We start from the raw sequence: 16,097 nt of genomic DNA, 5'->3' as shown, positions 1-16,097 counted from the left end.
ATTATTCTTTTGTCATATCAATGACATAGCGAAATTTAGCCTTTCCTGAGGTTAGATTTTCATAAGCTTTATCGATTTCTTGTGGGGTGATAAGCTCGGTTTCTGGATAAATTTCATGTTTTAAAGAAAAATCAAGCATTTCTTGAGTTTCTGCGATCCCGCCGATTAGCGAACCATAGACTTTTTTACCCGCTTTATGTACAAAGGTTATCACGCTGATACTTGGAGCAACTTCGTGAGGTGGCAAACCCACTATCGCCATTTCACCGCCAAATTTAAGCAAATCCATATAAGTACTAGGATCATAAGGAGTTGGGATGGTAGAGATGATAAGATCAAAGCGTTCTTTTACAGCATTTTTATCTGTGCTTGTATAAAAAGAACTCACGCCCATAGCCAAAGCATCGGCTTTTTTGTTTTCATTTCTAGCAAAAACGCTAACCTTTGCACCCATTTTAACAGCATATTTAACCGCCATCATACCAAGTCCGCCAAATCCCGCTACTGCTACGCTTGAGCCTTCTTTGATATTTGAAAATTTAAGCGGAGAATAAGTGGTAATTCCTGCACAAAGCAAAGGCGCGACTTTTTCCATCGGTGCATCTTTTGGCACACAAACGGCAAATTTTTCACTTACAACTATGTTGTTTGAGTAGCCCCCATAAGTGTTTTCATTGCCATGAAATACATCACAACTATTGTAAGTAAAGATGGTTTTGCCATTTTCGCAAAACTGCTCTTGTGAGCGTTTGCAAGCATCGCACTCACCGCATGAATTTACCATACAACCAACCCCTGTGTAATCTCCTACTTTAAATTTGCTTACATTTTTACCCACAGCGATAACTTCTCCTGCTATCTCATGCCCAGGCACGCAAGGATAAGTAGCTTCTCCCCACTCGCTTCTTGCGGTGTGAATATCGCTATGACAAATACCTGCATATAGGATTTTAATCAAAATATCATTATCACCAATAGCGTGGCGGCTAAATTCAAAGGCTGTGAATTTCGCATCCTTGCTAAGCATTGCATAGCCTTTACTTGCGATGCGATTGTTTTCTAAAATTTTGTATTGCATTTTTGCTCCTTTTTTGATTTTTTATAATTATAAAACATTAGAGTAGCTATAAGTCAAGAGTGAAAATAATTTTTTAAAAATTAGTATAAATGCTATAATTATAAAATTTAATTTCACTTTGGGGTAAAAATGCAAAATTTGTATTCAGAAGATGATACTAGAGTAAAATTTATAGATGCAAAGCTTTATGATAGTTCTTGGAATGAAGAAAATATAAAAAGAAATTATTATTTTACAGATGGTAGAAAGCTTTTAGGTGGTAAAAGAGCACAAAGAAAATTTGCAGATTATTTGCTTAGATATGAAGGAAACAACCTTGCTATAATAGAAGCTAAAAAATTTAGTAAAGATCCTTTAGATGGTTTATCTCAAGGCATAGAATATGTAAAAATTTTAAATGTGCCTTTTGTATATAGTAGCAATGGAGAAAAAATTTATGAATACGATATGAGAAGTCATAGTGGTGAATACATAGATAAATTTCCAAGTCCTAAAGAACTTTTTGATAGAATTTTTGGTAATTTAAAAGAATGGCAATATAGACTTTTAACACAAAAGCCAATGTATATACCGCAAAAAGAATTAAGATATTATCAAAAAATAGCAATAGATAAAGTCATAGAAGCCATTATAAATAACAAAAATAGAATTTTACTCACTCTTGCTACAGGTACAGGAAAAACAACCATAGCTTTTAATTTATGCTATCGTTTGTTAGAGGCAAGATGGAATAAAGAAAACAAAGATCAAAAGCCTAAAATACTATTTTTATGTGATAGAGTAAGCTTAAGAGATCAAGCCTTAGGAGAATTTAATCCTATAGAAAGTGATTGTAAGGCAATTAGTGCTGAAGAAATAAAGAAAAATGATGGAAAAATCATAACAAATGCAAATATTTTCTTTGGAATTTATCAAAGCTTAGCTGCAAATTCAAAAGAACAAGAAAACACCCAAGAAGAACAAGAGAGCAAATTTTATCTTCAATACCCAAAAGATTTTTTTGATCTTATCATCATAGATGAGTGCCACAGAGGTGGAGCAAACGAAGAAGGAAGCTGGAGAGCTGTACTTGAGTATTTTTCTTATGCGACTCAGCTTGGTTTAACCGCTACTCCAAAAAAAGAAGAAAATATAGACACTTATGAGTATTTTGGTGAGAGTGTTTATGATTATAGTCTTAAAAGTGGTATTGAAGATGGATTTTTAACCCCTTATAAAGTCAAACTCATAAAAACAACTTTGAGTGATGGTTATACCTATAATCCTGATGATTTGATACAAGGTGAGCTTGAAAAAGGCTTTTATAAACAAAGTGAATTTGAAAAAAATATTTTTTTACCAAACTATAATGACTTTATCGCTAAGAAAATTTTAGAGTTTATAAATCCTATGGATAAAACCATAATTTTTTGTGCAAATCAAGCTCATGCAAATGAAGTAAAAAGAGCTATAGATAAATATAAAAGCGTTAAAAGAGATGATTATTGTGTAAGAGTTACGAGTGATGAAGGTAAAATAGGGCTTGATTATCTAAAATTGTTTCAAGATAATGATAAAAGCTATCCTGTCATACTTACTAGCTCTAAAATGCTCACAACTGGAGTGGATGCAAAAAATGTGCGAAATATAGTATTGCTAGCAAATATAGGTTCTATGGTTGAATTTAAGCAAATTATCGGGCGTGGCACTAGGGTTTATGAAGGTAAAGACTTTTTTACTATACTTGATTTTGTCGGTGCGACTAAACTTTTTTATGATCCAAAATGGGATGGTGAAAAAATAGAAGAATTAAAAGAGCAAGATGAAAAAGAAAAAATCACTAAAGAGCATATAAAACAAACAAAAGAAGAAAGTAGAGAAAAAAAGAGCGTAACCATACACTTAAAAGGCACAAAACTTAAGGTTTTAGATATCACAACTACTTATATAGGAGCACAAGGTAAGCCACTTAGCACTAAGGAGTTTTTGGAATTTTTGATAGGAAAGCTTGGTGAGTATTATGATGATGAAGCAAAATTGCGTGAAATTTGGAGTGATCAAAAAAATAGAGAAAGATTTTTAAAAGCCCTTGCAAATGATGGAGTAGATGAAGATGCTTTAAAAGATCTAAGAGAAATTTTTCAAAAAGATTGTGATATATATGATGTTTTAGCGCATTTAAGCTTTAATGCCGAGATAAAAACAAGGCAAGAGCGTGTTTTACAAGTAGAAAATGGTGAGTTTTTAAAACGCTTTCAAAAAGAAAAGGCTATAAAATTTATAGAATTTTTACTAAATAGATATCAAGAATACGGTATAAAAGATTTTGATGATGGCTTAAAACCGCTTATAGAGCTTAGTTCTTTAGGCAATGTAAGAGAATTGGCCGATGAATTTGGTGGCTTAGAAATTCTAAAACAAAGCTTTGATGATTTACAAAGGGAGATTTATTTAAATTAAAGGATAAATAATGGTAAGTTTATTATAATATATAAATTTTATAGAGGACTTACAATGAAAGCAATAGATGTAGCGAAATATCTTATCACTATAAATGAGCAAAAAAACAAAGATGAAAGTAATAGTTTGTCAAAACTAAAATTACAAAAATTATTATATTATTCGCAAGGATATTATTCAGCTATTTATGATAAACCATTATTTGATGAAGAAATAAGAGCTTGGGAGCATGGTCCTGTAGTAAAAGAAGTTTATGATCATTTTAAAAATCTTGAAGGTAATACAATACATTTTAATGAAGAAAATACTCTTAACGAGCAAGAGTTAAAAAATATGTCTTTGGAAGAAAAAGAAATTATTGATGAAGTTTATGAGTTAATGGGGCAATATTCTGCTTGGAAATTAAGAGATAAAACTCATAATGAATTACCTTGGCTTGAAACATATGATGAAAAATATAAAACTGATGAACAAAAGAACATTATTTCTAAAGAAAAAATAAGAAAATATTTCAAAAATTATATAGAAGATGAAGAAGAAAATTAAAAATACTAATTCAAGTCTTGCTAATTTAAAAAAAATTTCGGAAACAGATAGTGATCTTGTATTGATTTCTCTTCAAAAAGTTATTAAATGTGATACATACGGGTTATGTCTAACTGACAAACATGATAAATACAATGAAATAAATCAAAAATATTATAATACTGAATTGCTAAAACTTTTTGATTTTTTATGTAAAAAAACTTGGCAAGAAATAAATAATTTAAGACATAATATAAATTATGGATTTGAAATCGTTAAAATAGATAAGTTACGTAATTTAAGACAGAATGTTTATACAACCTTTAATGATCTAAATCAAAAAACAATGTATATTTTTCGTTTTAAAGATTATAGAGCATGTGGATATAGAAAAAATAGTACTTTTTATCTTGTATGTATTGATTATGATTATACTTTGTATGAACATGGAAAATAAAATGACAAATTTACCGCAGGGTTGGAAAATGGAAACACTTGGTGAAATATTATCAAGTGATAAATACTCTATAAAAAGAGGGCCATTTGGAAGTGCTTTAAAAAAAAGCTTTTTTGTAGAAAAGGGTATTAGAATTTTTGAACAATATAATCCTATAAACAATGATCCACATTGGAAAAGATATTTTATTTCGCATGAAAAATTTCAAGAATTAGAAGCGTTTAAGGCAACAGAAGGCGACCTACTAATTAGCTGTTCTGGAACTTTGGGAAAAATAGTAGAATTACCCAAAGATACAGAAATGGGGATTATAAATCAAGCACTTTTAAAAATAAGGCTTAATAATATAAAAATCTTAAATAGTTATTTTATTTATTATTTTAATTCTCCAATAATGCAAGAGAAAATTTTAGAATCCACCTTAGGTTCAGCAATCAAAAATATAGCTAGTGTAAAAATTCTTAAACAAATCGAAATTCCGTTACCGCCGCTCAAAGAGCAAGAAAGGATAGTGGGGATTTTGGATTTTGCTTTTAGTAAGATTGATGAAAATATCAAAAAAGCAAAAGAAAATTTAGCAAATATTGATGAGCTTATGCAAAGTGCTTTACAAAAAGCCTTTAATCCACTTAACGATAATACTAAAGAAAATTATCAACTCCCACAATCTTGGAAATGGAAAGGTTTAGGAGAAATATGTTTTATTACAGATGGGACACATAAAACACCCAACTATATAGAAACAGGAATTCCTTTTTTATCCGTTAAAAATATTTCTAAAGGTTTTTTTGATTTAAGCGATGTCAAATACATTTCACTAGAAGAGCATAACAAGCTCATAAAAAGAGCTAAACCTGAATTTGGAGATATTTTAATTTGTCGTATTGGAACTTTAGGAAAAGCTATAAAAATTTCTTTAGAATTTGAATTTAGTATTTTCGTTAGCTTAGGACTTTTAAAACCAAAAGTTAAAATTATAAGTGATTATTTAGTTTATTTTTTAAATTCTTATTTTATTGAAGGGTGGATTAATAATAACAAAGTTGGTGGTGGAACACATACTGCAAAATTAAATTTAAATATTTTAGAAAAATGCCCTGTTGCACTACCCCCACTCAAAGAGCAAGAGCAAATCGCTTCGCATTTAGATTCTGTCTTTGAAAAGACAAAGGCTTTAAAAGAGCTTTACACTAAAGAACTAAAAGATTATGAAGAGCTTAAGCAATCCTTGCTTGATAAAGCTTTTAAGGGAGAATTATAATGTTAAAAAATTTGCCAAATTTTAACACATTGGCTTGATATGTTAAAAATTTTTGATTTTTTTAACATATTTTTTTTATAATGTTAAAATTTTTAGAAAAAATTAACATATTGGAAAATTATGAAAGAATTTATACCTCAAAAATTGCCTTTAAATATAGAATTAAATGCAAATATTTATAGTCTTATCATTAAAGCTTCTAGAAAATTAGCAGAGTTAAATGGACTTAGTAAAAGCATACCAAATCCAAGTATTTTAATCAATGCTTTGATTTTGCAAGAAGCAAAAGATTCGAGTGAGATAGAAAATATCATCACAACACATGATGAACTTTTTTTATCTGATGTTGATGAAAACAAACTCACAAGAGCAGCAAAAGAAGTGAAAGATTATGAAAGTGCTTTGAAAAAAGGATATGAGTTATTAAAAAAAGAGCAGTTATTAAGAAATGCACATATTTTAGAAATTCAAAAAAGATTAGAAAGAAATAATGCAGGTTTTAGAAAACAAAGTGGAACTATGCTTAAAAATCCTATTACAGGAGAAATAAAACACATACCACCCCAAAATCCTAATGATATACAAGAACTTATGGGAAATTTAGAACTATACATTAACGATGATAGTTTAGATGAATTTGATTTTTTAGTAAAGATGGCAATTATACATTATCAATTTGAAAGCATTCATCCTTTTTATGATGGCAATGGCAGAACGGGTAGGATTATAAATATACTTTATTTAGTATATAAAGGACTTTTGGATTTTCCTATTTTATATCTTAGTGCTTATATAGTAAAAAATAAAGATGAGTATTATAAGCTTTTGCAAAAAGTGCGTGATGAAGGGGATATTTTAAAGTGGATAGAATACATACTTAAAGGCATAGAGCAAACCGCTGCAAAAACTATTGAAACTATCATTAAGATAGAAAAAATGATGTCTAATGTAGGTGAAATTTTACAAAATAAAACGAATTTTTATAGTAAAGATTTTGTGGAGCTTTTGTTTTCTCATCCTTATACAAAGATAGATTTTTTAATAAAAAAATTAGACATTTCAAGACAAAGTGCTTCAAAATATCTTAAAATTTGTGAAAATTTAGGAATATTAGAGTGTATTAAAATGGGTAGAAGTAATTATTATATAAATATAGAACTTTTAAGACTTTTTAGAAAAGGAATTTTTTAAATGCAAAATAAAATCGATAAAATCACAGATATTCTAAGAAGAGATGATGGCATAAGTGGTGCTATGCACTATACAGAGCAGATTGGCTGGATACTTTTTTTAAAATTTTTAGATGATTATGAGACAAATTTAAAAGATTTAGCGTTTTTAGATGGCAAAGATTATAAAAGCATTTTAGAAGAAAAATTTAGCTGGAGTGTTTGGGCAGCGCCTAAAAAAGATGGCAAACTTGATGTAAAAAATGCTTTAAGTGGATCGGATTTGCTTGAATTTGTAAATAAAGAGCTTTTTCCTTATCTTAAAAATTTTAAAAATAATGATGATTTTAAAAGTATAGAGTATAAAATCGGTGGAATTTTTGAATTTATAGACAATCGCATAGCAAATGGACATACTTTAAGAGAAGCGATAAATATCATTGATGAGATTAGTTTTAATAAAGAAGATGAAGTATTTGCCTTAGGTGAAGTTTATGAAAAGCTTTTAAAAGATATGGGTAGCGATGGTGGAAATAGTGGAGAATTTTACACCCCTCGTCCTTTGATAAAGGCTATGGTGGAAGTAATAGATCCTAAACCAAAAGAAAGAATTTATGATCCTTCTTGTGGTAGTTGTGGATTTTTAGTTGAGAGTTTTTTACATATTTTATATAAAGACAGAACCAAAGGCAAAAAAGCAAATTTAAGCGTAGAAGAGCTTGAATTTTTAAAAAATGATGCTCTTTTTGGTAAAGAAAAAACTCCGCTTAGCTATGCAATGGGCGTTATGAATATGATATTACATGAAATTTCAAGTCCAAATATCATAAAAACAAACACTTTAAGTAAAAAAATCACAGATATAACAGAACAAGAAAAATACGAAGTAATACTTGCAAATCCACCTTTTGGAGGTAAAGAAAAAGAACAAATTCAAGAAAATTTTCCTATAAAATCAAACGCTACTGAACTTTTGTTTTTGCAACACATTTTAAGATCTTTAAAAAACAATGGAAGATGTGCGATCATCGTGCCTGAAGGTGTGCTTTTTCAAAATTCAAATGCCTTTGTGAGTGTAAAAAAAGATTTACTAGATGATTTTAATTTAGAATGCGTTTTGAGTTTGCCAAGTGGGGTATTTTTGCCTTATAGTGCTGTTAAGACTAATGTGCTTTTTTTCTCTAAAGGTAAAAAATGTATTTGTGAAGGCGATGGAGTTTATTACTACGAGCTTATACCACCTTATAAACTTACTAAAAATAAGCCTTTAGAATACACACATTTTAAAGAATTTCTAAAGTGCTACAAAGAAAGAAAAATCACTGCTAATTCTTGGCTTGTTAGCAAAAAAGAGCTTGAAGAAAGAAATTATGATTTAAGTGCTAAAAATCCAAATGTAAAAGAAGAAAAAATCCTAAAAACTAGTGAAGAGATTTTAAATTCTTTAGAAGAAAATCTAAAAATACAACAAGAATATCTAAATGAGCTTAAAAGCATACTAAAATGATTGCAAGTTTTTTGATAAAAACTAATTTACAAATAACTTCTAAGCTCAATTTACAATAAATATTTATTGCTTGCATTCTACTTTTTAATATCATCAAGCAAATTTAGGGCATTTAAAGCCTTTGGATAGCCAATATATGGAATAAGAGCTGCAATGATATTTAGCAAATCTTTTCTACTTTGCCCCATGTTAAGATTGCCTTGTATGTGAGCTTTTACTTGATTGTCTAGCCCACCAAGTGAGATAAGATATACAAGGGTTAAAAGCTCCCTAGTTTTTAGATCAAGCCCCATGCGTGTATAGTAGTCTCCAAAACAATTCGCACTCAAAAAATCATTTATAAAAGCTTTATCTTCTGGGGTAGATTCTATCATTTTAGTGATATTAGCTTCACCAAAAATAGTATTTTGTATTTCCCTACCTTTTATTTTGCGATTTTCTTGCGTAGTAGTGTCTTTCATCACTTGCAAAAAGTTGATCCTTTTTTACTTCTCCTAAGAGTTTTTCAAAATTTTCTCTTGCTTTTTGTCTTAATTGCATGGTTTTATCCTTTGTGGTTTTTAAAATTTGTGAAAAAAGAGCATTTAAAATACTCCAAAAAAACATAAAAGTTTTTATAAAATTTTTATGTTTTATTTACAAATTTCTTTACTCTCTTGCTTCTTTTAAGGCATTTTCATATTCTTCATCGCTAACAAGCTCAAGCCATTCTACATTTTTACCCTCTTTCTCGCCTGTAAGTGCTATGTGTGCTCCACTACTTGTATTAGTTGCACCATGAAAATGCTTTACTCCTATAGGACAGCTTATGACATCGCCTTTTTTAGCTATAAAGGCTTTTTGGCCTGGAACTTTTGTGATGATTTCACCCTCTGTTACGATTAAGGTTTGTCCTTGAGGATGAGTATGGCATGCACTTCTAGCACTGACTTCAAATTCAACTAAAGCCCCACTAAAATTTCTCCACTCATTTGATTTAAACATCATAGAAACTTTTACATTTTTGCTAAAAAATTTACTATCACCTTTAAAACTTCCATGAATTCCTGCTTTTTCTAATTCTTGCATTTTACCTCATTTTTTAGTATTATAAAACATGAGAGCTACTCTAAGTCAAGTAAAAATTTAAAATCTTAATTTCATTTTTTCTATCCTACTTCTTACAAAAATCATGATAATTCATAAAATCAACAAAACAATAGTATTTACGATAATATAACGCGTATCGCTCAAAGAAATCACAAGTCCACAAATAGCAGTTCCGGTGCTTAATCCTATATTGGCCACGCTTATAAAAAGTCCATTGCTAAAATTAGCAGCCTTTGGAAAGGGATAACTTATCATAAAATGCGTGCCGTTATTCATCACACCTGCTAAAATTCCTAATATAAAGGCAAATATTATAAGTATAATTTCACTATAAAAACTAAAAAGTAAAATATAAAATCCTATCATAATTAAAGGTGTTAAAATCAAAGTAAAATTTGCGTTTTTAACAAGGGTCTTTCCGGCTATATAATTGCCTATAATATTTGAAAAACCATAAATAGCCAATACAATACTAATTAAAGTAAAATTCATCTTTCCTACACTATGTAAGAAATCAGAAAAATAAGAGTAAAAACCCCAAATTCCAGCATTTATACAAATAACACAAAGTATGCTAATCCATAAAAGTGGGTATCTTAAAATAAGCAATTGTTTGCTTATTTTTACAGAATTTACTTTTTTAAAATCAGGAACAAAAAATAAAGTTGCTATAAAAGATAAGGTATTTAAAAATACAAAAAATAACATTGCCATTTTAAAACTAAAATTTCCACCAAAATAACTAGTCATAGGTACACCCAAAACCATTCCAGCACTAACTGCTGCAAAAATCTTAGCTGTAGCTTTTGGAATTTCTTTCTTATCTTCGACCAAATTTGCAACCATACTTAGAGCAAGAGCTATATAAATAGGATGAAAAAAAGCAGGAATAGCTCTTAAAATAAGCAATTGCCAAAATTCACTCACAAAAGCAGAAGTTAACGAGCTTAAGATAAACACAGCTAAACAAATAAGCATAAGTTTTTTAGGATTGAAATTTGCACAAAGCAGCGGGACAATAGGGGCGCAAAAAGTTATCACGAGTGCAAAAATACTCGCACACCAACCCGCATCTGAAATACTTACACTGAAATTTTGAGAAACAATAGGAATTATACCCATCATCCCTAGTTCTGTGCTCAAAATCCCAAATACCCCTAAACAAAATACTAGAATAATTTGAGTACTTGAAGCTTTATTTAAATTTTTCATTTTATCCTTTCAATTAATATTTTTAAAAGTATAAAAGATGAGAGTAGGTCTAAGTCAATAACCTAAAATAAAAATATTTATCTATATTAAATAAAATCTTTAGAAAAATTTGAAACTTCAAAATAAGCATTTAAAAGAAATAAAAGATGCCTTAAAAGCATAAAGCATCTTTTATTTATAGGCTTATTACTCCAATGCGTGTGTTTTCATAGCAAGAATTAAGCACTATGTCTATCATAGCACTAGCATAATCACTATAGCTGATTTTACTTTCATTGTTGGCATTAATTTCAAATTTTTCACCTATGATTTTATAATGATTGGTTTTTGGAAGTTCTGGTGAAAAATAGCAGATGTGCTCACATATACCCATTTAAAGCCTTTTTCATTACGTAAAAATTTCCAATACTTCTGCACTTGCTTTAGCTATATCCAAATACTCTTTAAGAAAATCAGGTATATCCATAAGTCTTGTAGTATGATTTTCATCCATATACAAACTTCCAATACCCCATATAACAAATAATTTAGCCTTGCTTCCTTGCAAAATTTTACTCAAGCATTCTATGTGCTTTTTATGTAAGCTTAATTTTTCCCATTCTCCAAAAGCGTCGATAATAATATCAAAATCTATCAGATCTTTAAAATCAAGCTCAAAAAGATCTTTTTGCGCTATTTTAGCTTGAGGTAAAAATTCATTCATTTTAGAGTTATTGCGTATAAAACATACTGGTTCTAAATTTCTGATCAAACGCAAAGTTTACGCAGAAATTCCTCCAATAGTTGAATACTTACTTATATCTTTAGGCAATAGTTTAGAATCCATCTTAAAAAGTCTTGAGAATTAGGGAAATAGCTATAAAATATCGTTTAAGAAACAAATTAATATAACATATATAAATTAATATATCAATATATATTGATATATTAATTTATATATGTTATATTTTTGGAAATATTTTTAAAAGGATAAAAAATGCAGTCTTTTTTAAATACTTTCAAAGAGTTTTTATATCTATTTACTGAGCTTTCTGTACTTTTTATAGCTATTTCTTTTTTAGTTTCTATTATCAATCAAAAATACGAAGGAATTTTTAAAAAACAACTTGCTGGTGATAAAATTTCAAGTTATTTTAAAGCTATATTTTTAGGTGCTTTAACGCCATTTTGTTCCTGTTCTACCATACCGCTTTTAAGAGCTTTTTTGGAAGCGAAAGTAAAACTTAGCGTAGCTTTAGCTTATCTTTTTACTTCACCTCTTATTAATCCTATCATTTTTTCCATGCTTTTTATAACTTTTGGTTTAAAGTTAAGTTTGACTTATGTGGTTTTTTTGGTATTTTTGATATTTATTGTTTCTTTTGTTTTTTCCAAATTTAAGGAAGAGAGTTTTTTAAAACATATCCCTAAAAATACAAAATCAAATATTTTTACCCAAACCACTCACAATCCTAGCAATTTTATTTTTAAACAAAAATCATGCTGTGCAAATACTCAAGATAAGCCTAAAAATATAACGATAAACTATAAAGAATTATTCAAAGAAAGTTTGAAAAATTATAAAAAATTATTACCCTATATCGTTGTGGCAGTTTTTATCGGTGCTTTTATTCATGGTTTCATTCCTCAAGAAATTTTACAAAAATACCTAAATGGGAATGAAATTTTAAGCATTGTATTAGCGGCTTTTTTAGGAATTTTCCTTTATTTAAGAGTAGAAACTATTATTCCTATAGGCTTAGCACTTTTGCAAATGGGAATTTCCCAAGGAGTGATTATGAGTTTTTTAATCGCTGGTGCTGGATGTTCTTTACCTGAGCTTATTTTACTCAAACAAATGTTTAAAATAAAATTTTTATTTTTATTTGTTATGATTATTTTAGGCGTGGCTATATCTTTTGGAATTTTTATTAATTTAATTTAAGGAAATAAAATGCAAAAATTTTTAACCATTATTTCAGCAATCAATGATGAAAGTAGGGTTTTGATTTTGCATCATCTTTTAAGATACAAAGAACTTTGTGTTTGTGATCTACAAGAGCTCTTAAACATGGGTCAATCAAGACTTTCAAGACATTTAAAAATTTTAAAAGATGCAGGATTTTTATATGTCAAGCGTAAGGGAACTTGGGCGTATTATGGTATCAACAATGAGCTTTTAAAACTGCATTCTGACCTTTTTGAAAATATTAAAAATCTAGATATTGACAACATAGTTTTAGAACAAAACACTTGCGAGAACGATAAATGAAACTTGCATTTATTTGTATTCACAATAGCTGCCGTTCTCAAATGGCAGAAGCACTAGCTAGGCATAAAGCTGAAAAAATGGGCATAGATATCGAAGTATTTTCCGCAGGAAGCGACACTTCTAAGGGTGTAAATTCACAGGCTATAAGACTTATGCGTGAAATTTATCAAATCGATATGAAAAAGCATTATTCTAAACTCATTGATTCTTTGCCTCAAAATTTAGACATAGTCGTAAGTATGGGTTGTGGCGTGGCTTGTCCTAGCTTAAAATCAAGGTATTATTTTGATTTTGGATTAAAAGATCCTAGCGGAAGTTATGATGATGAATTTAGGAAAATAATTCAAATTTTAGATTATAAAATAACAGCTCTTTTACAAGCCATAAAGACAAATTCTCTTAAGGACTTTACATGTTAGGTTTTATCGATAGATTTCTCACGCTTTGGATATTTTTAGCTATTTTTTTGGGTTTAATTTTAGGTATCATTTTCCCCAATATCGCTTTATTTTGGAATTTATTTGAGTACAAGTCTGTAAATGTAGTATTGACTTTATGTCTTATTTTGATGATGTATCCGCCTTTGGCTAAGGTTGATTATGCAAAGCTTTCAAAGGTATTTGATTCTAAAAAAGTTATCTTGCTTTCTATGATTTTAAATTGGTTTATAGGCCCTTTGCTTATGTTTATCTTAGCTTTTATTTTCTTAAAAGACGAGCCTTTATATATGCAAGGAGTTATCATCATCGGCTTGGCAAGATGTATCGCAATGGTGGTGGTATGGAGCGATTTAGCAAAAGGTGATAGAGAATACACCAGTGCTTTAGTAGCGATGAATAGCATTTTTCAAATTTTATTTTTTTCCACTTTGGCTTATATTTATCTGGATTTTTTACCAAAATTACTAGGTCAAAGCACTTTAGCTACAAGTTTAGATATAGATTTTTCAGCTCTAAGTAAAAATGTTTTGATTTATTTAGGAATTCCTTTTTTAATGGGCTTTATAACAAGAACCCTACTTTTAAAATACAAAAGCAAACGATGGTACGAAAATACCTTTTTACCTAAAATCAGCCCTATAACTCTTATCACCCTGCTAGCAACTATTATCATTATGTGTTCTTACAAAGCAAATGAAGTATTTCACCTGCCTTTAGAAGCTTTAAAAATAGCCTTTGTTTTGACTTTGTATTTTATCTTCATGTTTTTTCTAACTTGGTTTATTTCTAAGAAAAATCATCTTTCTTATCCTAAAACTTGTTCTTTATGCTTTAGTGCTAGTGGAAATAACTTTGAATTAGCTATAATCATTTGTATTGCTACTTTTGGGCTTCACTCAGAACAAGCTTTTGCAAGCATTATAGGCCCCTTAGTAGAAGTTCCTGTACTTATCTTACTTGTAAAATGGGCATTAGGCAAAAGTTTAAATTCTAAAAAAATGAATCAAGCCTCATGATTCTTTACAAAACTTATCGCAAGGTTGATAGTCCTTGCTTTCTAGATTAAACCCATCGACTTCATTTGCAAGCATTTCTTCATAAATTTTTATCTTTTTGCTTAAAACTTTTTCACTTTCTTTTAATGTTTTAATCTGGTTTTGTAATTTTTTCTTTGTTTGCTTTAACATCTCTTGTCTCTCTTTGGCAGTTTTTATACCCAAAGAGCAAAGTTTTATATAATGTTTGATTTGTTCTATTGGCATACCTGAAATTCGAAACCATTCTATCCATTTTGCCCATTCTATATCGCTTTTTGAAAAATATTTCACACTATTTTCATCTTTTTGAACAAAAGGAAACAAACCTTTTTAGCCCAAAATCTTAAAGTATGAGCACTAATTTTTGTTTCTTTTTCTACCTCTTTTCATAGTATAAGCCATATTTTCTCCTTTTTAAAATAAAAATAAAAATTTATTTTTATTTTTTTGTGATAAAATAATAGCCAAATTATTAGTTTTATACTAAAAATAACAAAAATTAAAAGGAAAATAATGAATAGTATTAAAATCAAACTTTCTCTCATTGCAAATTTAATTGCAATTTTTGCCTTAATTGTTCTAGGTATTGTAAGTTTTTATTTTACAAAAACCTCACTATATGAAAGCACTCTTAAAAATCAAACTGATCTACTTAAAGTCACACAATCTACCGTTGAAGATTTCCGTTCCACAAATCAATCTTTTACTAGAGCTTTAGAAAAAGATATCGCGAACTTACCTTATCAATCTTTAATCACTGAAGAAAATATTATTAACAATGTTGGTCCAATATTGAAATATTATCGTCATAGTATAAATGCACTAAATGTTTATTTAGGTTTAAACAATGGAAAAGTTTTACTTAGTCAAAAATCTAATGATGCAAAAATGCCTGAATTACGTGATGATTTAGATATAAAGACAAAAGATTGGTATCAAGAAGCTTTAAAAACAAATGATATTTTTGTTACACCAGCATATTTAGATACAATTTTAAAACAATATGTAATAACGTATTCTAAAGCTATTTATAAAGATGGCAAAATCATAGGAGTACTGGGTGTCGATATACCATCAGAAGATTTGCAAAATTTAGTTGCAAACACTCCTGGAAATACTTTTTTATTTGATCAAAAAAATAAAATATTTGCAGCAACCAATAAAGAATTATTAAATCCATCCATTGATCATTCTCCTGTTCTAAATGCATATAAAGCTCATGGTGACAACAACTTCTTCTCTTATAAGCTAAATAATGAAGAAAGACTTGGAGCTTGTACTAAAGTCTTTGCTTATACAGCTTGTATTACCGAAAGCGCTGATATTATAAATAAACCTATTTATAAAGCTGCATTTATTCAAGTTATAGCCTTAATTGTTATGATATCTATTAGCATCATCCTCCTTTATTTCATCGTATCAAAATACCTCTCCCCACTTGCAGCTATCCAAACAGGTTTAACTTCATTCTTTGATTTTATCAACTATAAAACAAAAAATGTTTCTACTATAGAAGTAAAAAGCAATGATGAATTTGGACAAATCTCAAATGCTATCAATGAAAACATTCTTGCTACTAAAAGAGGCTTAGAACAAGACAATCAAGCCGTTAAAGAATCAGTTCAAACCGTA

Annotated in this window: 15 protein-coding genes and 4 pseudogenes; 12 read left to right on the top strand and 7 right to left on the bottom strand. The window is 29.0% G+C overall.

All coding sequences use genetic code 11. From position 1 onward, the window contains the following. Position 1 precedes the first annotated feature (1 nt). The gene (locus tag AJ889_RS04635; protein WP_070293276.1) at positions 2–1,078 is read right to left on the bottom strand and encodes an NAD(P)-dependent alcohol dehydrogenase; all 1,077 of its coding nucleotides are present in this window, start codon (positions 1,076–1,078) and stop codon (positions 2–4) included. 129 nt (positions 1,079–1,207) lie between these two features. Here AJ889_RS04635 and hsdR point away from each other — a divergent pair, with 129 nt between their 5' ends. The 6 genes from hsdR to AJ889_RS04605 all read left to right on the top strand — a co-directional run bounded on the left by hsdR (position 1,208) and on the right by AJ889_RS04605 (position 8,436). Continuing rightward, positions 1,208–3,517 carry an EcoAI/FtnUII family type I restriction enzme subunit R gene (hsdR, locus tag AJ889_RS04630; RefSeq protein ID WP_070293275.1) on the top strand — a complete coding sequence of 770 codons (2,310 nt, stop codon included), beginning with the start codon at positions 1,208–1,210 and terminating at the stop codon, positions 3,515–3,517. Between the two features lie 54 nt (positions 3,518–3,571). Continuing rightward, positions 3,572–4,063: a Panacea domain-containing protein gene (locus tag AJ889_RS04625; RefSeq protein WP_058001724.1), complete on the top strand. Its 492-nt coding sequence runs from the start codon at positions 3,572–3,574 to the stop codon at positions 4,061–4,063. Continuing rightward, positions 4,047–4,499 carry a hypothetical protein gene (locus AJ889_RS04620; RefSeq protein ID WP_057035402.1) on the top strand — a complete coding sequence of 151 codons (453 nt, stop codon included), beginning with the start codon at positions 4,047–4,049 and terminating at the stop codon, positions 4,497–4,499. Before AJ889_RS04625 ends, AJ889_RS04620 begins: the two co-directional genes overlap by 17 nt. Position 4,500: 1 nt before the next feature. Continuing rightward, a complete protein-coding gene (locus AJ889_RS04615) occupies positions 4,501–5,760 on the top strand; it encodes a restriction endonuclease subunit S (RefSeq protein ID WP_070293274.1) in 1,260 nt (419 codons plus the stop codon). A 120-nt stretch (positions 5,761–5,880) separates the two neighbouring features. After that, the gene (locus tag AJ889_RS04610) at positions 5,881–6,951 is read left to right on the top strand and encodes a Fic family protein (protein ID WP_002860668.1); all 1,071 of its coding nucleotides are present in this window, start codon (positions 5,881–5,883) and stop codon (positions 6,949–6,951) included. Further along, the gene (locus AJ889_RS04605; protein ID WP_032584594.1) at positions 6,952–8,436 is read left to right on the top strand and encodes a class I SAM-dependent DNA methyltransferase; all 1,485 of its coding nucleotides are present in this window, start codon (positions 6,952–6,954) and stop codon (positions 8,434–8,436) included. It abuts the gene before it with no gap. A 77-nt stretch (positions 8,437–8,513) separates the two neighbouring features. Here the strand turns inward: AJ889_RS04605 and AJ889_RS04600 are convergent. The 5 genes and pseudogenes from AJ889_RS04600 to AJ889_RS04585 form a co-directional block, all read right to left on the bottom strand. Beyond that, positions 8,514–8,891, bottom strand: a pseudogene (locus tag AJ889_RS04600) (carboxymuconolactone decarboxylase family protein); the annotation flags it as partial. Further along, positions 8,854–9,042 carry a hypothetical protein gene (locus AJ889_RS09420; RefSeq protein WP_032584596.1) on the bottom strand — a complete coding sequence of 63 codons (189 nt, stop codon included), beginning with the start codon at positions 9,040–9,042 and terminating at the stop codon, positions 8,854–8,856. The gene AJ889_RS09420 and the pseudogene AJ889_RS04600, both read right to left, overlap by 38 nt. Before the next feature lie 42 nt (positions 9,043–9,084). Beyond that, entirely contained in the window at positions 9,085–9,504 is a 420-nt protein-coding gene (locus AJ889_RS04595) for a cupin domain-containing protein (protein WP_002901921.1), read from the bottom strand. Between the two features lie 111 nt (positions 9,505–9,615). Continuing rightward, positions 9,616–10,737 (bottom strand): MFS transporter, encoded by a 1,122-nt coding sequence (locus AJ889_RS04590; RefSeq protein WP_050457997.1) that lies wholly within the window; start codon positions 10,735–10,737, stop codon positions 9,616–9,618. A 175-nt stretch (positions 10,738–10,912) separates the two neighbouring features. Then, positions 10,913–11,494 (bottom strand): annotated as a pseudogene (locus AJ889_RS04585) (NAD(P)-dependent oxidoreductase). Here AJ889_RS04585 and AJ889_RS04580 point away from each other — a divergent pair. From AJ889_RS04580 to acr3, 5 genes and pseudogenes are all read left to right on the top strand, one after another. Further along, a pseudogene (locus tag AJ889_RS04580) lies at positions 11,481–11,585 on the top strand (winged helix-turn-helix transcriptional regulator); the annotation flags it as partial. The pseudogenes AJ889_RS04585 and AJ889_RS04580 sit on opposite strands and share 14 nt — an antisense overlap. A 128-nt stretch (positions 11,586–11,713) precedes the next feature. Beyond that, the gene (gene arsP / locus AJ889_RS04575; RefSeq protein ID WP_002867862.1) at positions 11,714–12,661 is read left to right on the top strand and encodes an organoarsenical efflux permease ArsP; all 948 of its coding nucleotides are present in this window, start codon (positions 11,714–11,716) and stop codon (positions 12,659–12,661) included. A gap of 9 nt (positions 12,662–12,670) precedes the next feature. Further along, positions 12,671–12,988 carry a metalloregulator ArsR/SmtB family transcription factor gene (locus AJ889_RS04570; RefSeq protein WP_002858914.1) on the top strand — a complete coding sequence of 106 codons (318 nt, stop codon included), beginning with the start codon at positions 12,671–12,673 and terminating at the stop codon, positions 12,986–12,988. Then, complete coding sequence (locus AJ889_RS04565; RefSeq protein WP_002787630.1) at positions 12,985–13,407, top strand: low molecular weight phosphatase family protein; 423 nt, start codon at positions 12,985–12,987, stop codon at positions 13,405–13,407. Before AJ889_RS04570 ends, AJ889_RS04565 begins: the two co-directional genes overlap by 4 nt. Continuing rightward, positions 13,401–14,444, top strand: a complete 1,044-nt coding sequence (acr3, locus tag AJ889_RS04560) for an arsenite efflux transporter Acr3 (protein ID WP_002858915.1) — start codon at positions 13,401–13,403, stop codon at positions 14,442–14,444. Before AJ889_RS04565 ends, acr3 begins: the two co-directional genes overlap by 7 nt. On the opposite strand, the pseudogene AJ889_RS04555 reads toward acr3, so the two are convergent. Then, a pseudogene (locus AJ889_RS04555) lies at positions 14,439–14,867 on the bottom strand (MerR family transcriptional regulator). The gene acr3 and the pseudogene AJ889_RS04555 sit on opposite strands and share 6 nt — an antisense overlap. A 78-nt stretch (positions 14,868–14,945) precedes the next feature. Between AJ889_RS04555 and AJ889_RS04550 the strand changes: the two are divergent. Beyond that, on the top strand, positions 14,946–16,097 hold a 1,152-nt coding region (locus AJ889_RS04550), incomplete at its 3' end, for a cache domain-containing protein (RefSeq protein WP_186821002.1).

The organism is Campylobacter sp. BCW_6468, from assembly GCF_001762865.1.
GTDB lineage: Bacteria > Campylobacterota > Campylobacteria > Campylobacterales > Campylobacteraceae > Campylobacter_D > Campylobacter_D jejuni.
The sequence above is the reverse complement of the archived record's forward strand: the minus strand, read 5'-3'. Positions and strand labels throughout refer to the sequence as shown.

What these genes read in the sequence shown, in the direction of transcription:
- arsP (WP_002867862.1), top strand. Translation starts at nt 11,714, where the DNA reads ATGCAGTCTTTTTTAAATACTTTCAAAGAGTTTTTATATCTATTTACT.
- AJ889_RS04635 (WP_070293276.1), bottom strand. Translation starts at nt 1,078, where the DNA reads ATGCAATACAAAATTTTAGAAAACAATCGCATCGCAAGTAAAGGCTAT.
- AJ889_RS04615 (WP_070293274.1), top strand. Translation starts at nt 4,501, where the DNA reads ATGACAAATTTACCGCAGGGTTGGAAAATGGAAACACTTGGTGAAATA.
- AJ889_RS09420 (WP_032584596.1), bottom strand. Translation starts at nt 9,042, where the DNA reads ATGTTTTTTTGGAGTATTTTAAATGCTCTTTTTTCACAAATTTTAAAA.
- AJ889_RS04590 (WP_050457997.1), bottom strand. Translation starts at nt 10,737, where the DNA reads ATGAAAAATTTAAATAAAGCTTCAAGTACTCAAATTATTCTAGTATTT.
- hsdR (WP_070293275.1), top strand. Translation starts at nt 1,208, where the DNA reads ATGCAAAATTTGTATTCAGAAGATGATACTAGAGTAAAATTTATAGAT.
- AJ889_RS04610 (WP_002860668.1), top strand. Translation starts at nt 5,881, where the DNA reads ATGAAAGAATTTATACCTCAAAAATTGCCTTTAAATATAGAATTAAAT.
- AJ889_RS04570 (WP_002858914.1), top strand. Translation starts at nt 12,671, where the DNA reads ATGCAAAAATTTTTAACCATTATTTCAGCAATCAATGATGAAAGTAGG.
- AJ889_RS04620 (WP_057035402.1), top strand. Translation starts at nt 4,047, where the DNA reads ATGAAGAAGAAAATTAAAAATACTAATTCAAGTCTTGCTAATTTAAAA.
- AJ889_RS04605 (WP_032584594.1), top strand. Translation starts at nt 6,952, where the DNA reads ATGCAAAATAAAATCGATAAAATCACAGATATTCTAAGAAGAGATGAT.
- AJ889_RS04625 (WP_058001724.1), top strand. Translation starts at nt 3,572, where the DNA reads ATGAAAGCAATAGATGTAGCGAAATATCTTATCACTATAAATGAGCAA.
- AJ889_RS04595 (WP_002901921.1), bottom strand. Translation starts at nt 9,504, where the DNA reads ATGCAAGAATTAGAAAAAGCAGGAATTCATGGAAGTTTTAAAGGTGAT.
- acr3 (WP_002858915.1), top strand. Translation starts at nt 13,401, where the DNA reads ATGTTAGGTTTTATCGATAGATTTCTCACGCTTTGGATATTTTTAGCT.
- AJ889_RS04565 (WP_002787630.1), top strand. Translation starts at nt 12,985, where the DNA reads ATGAAACTTGCATTTATTTGTATTCACAATAGCTGCCGTTCTCAAATG.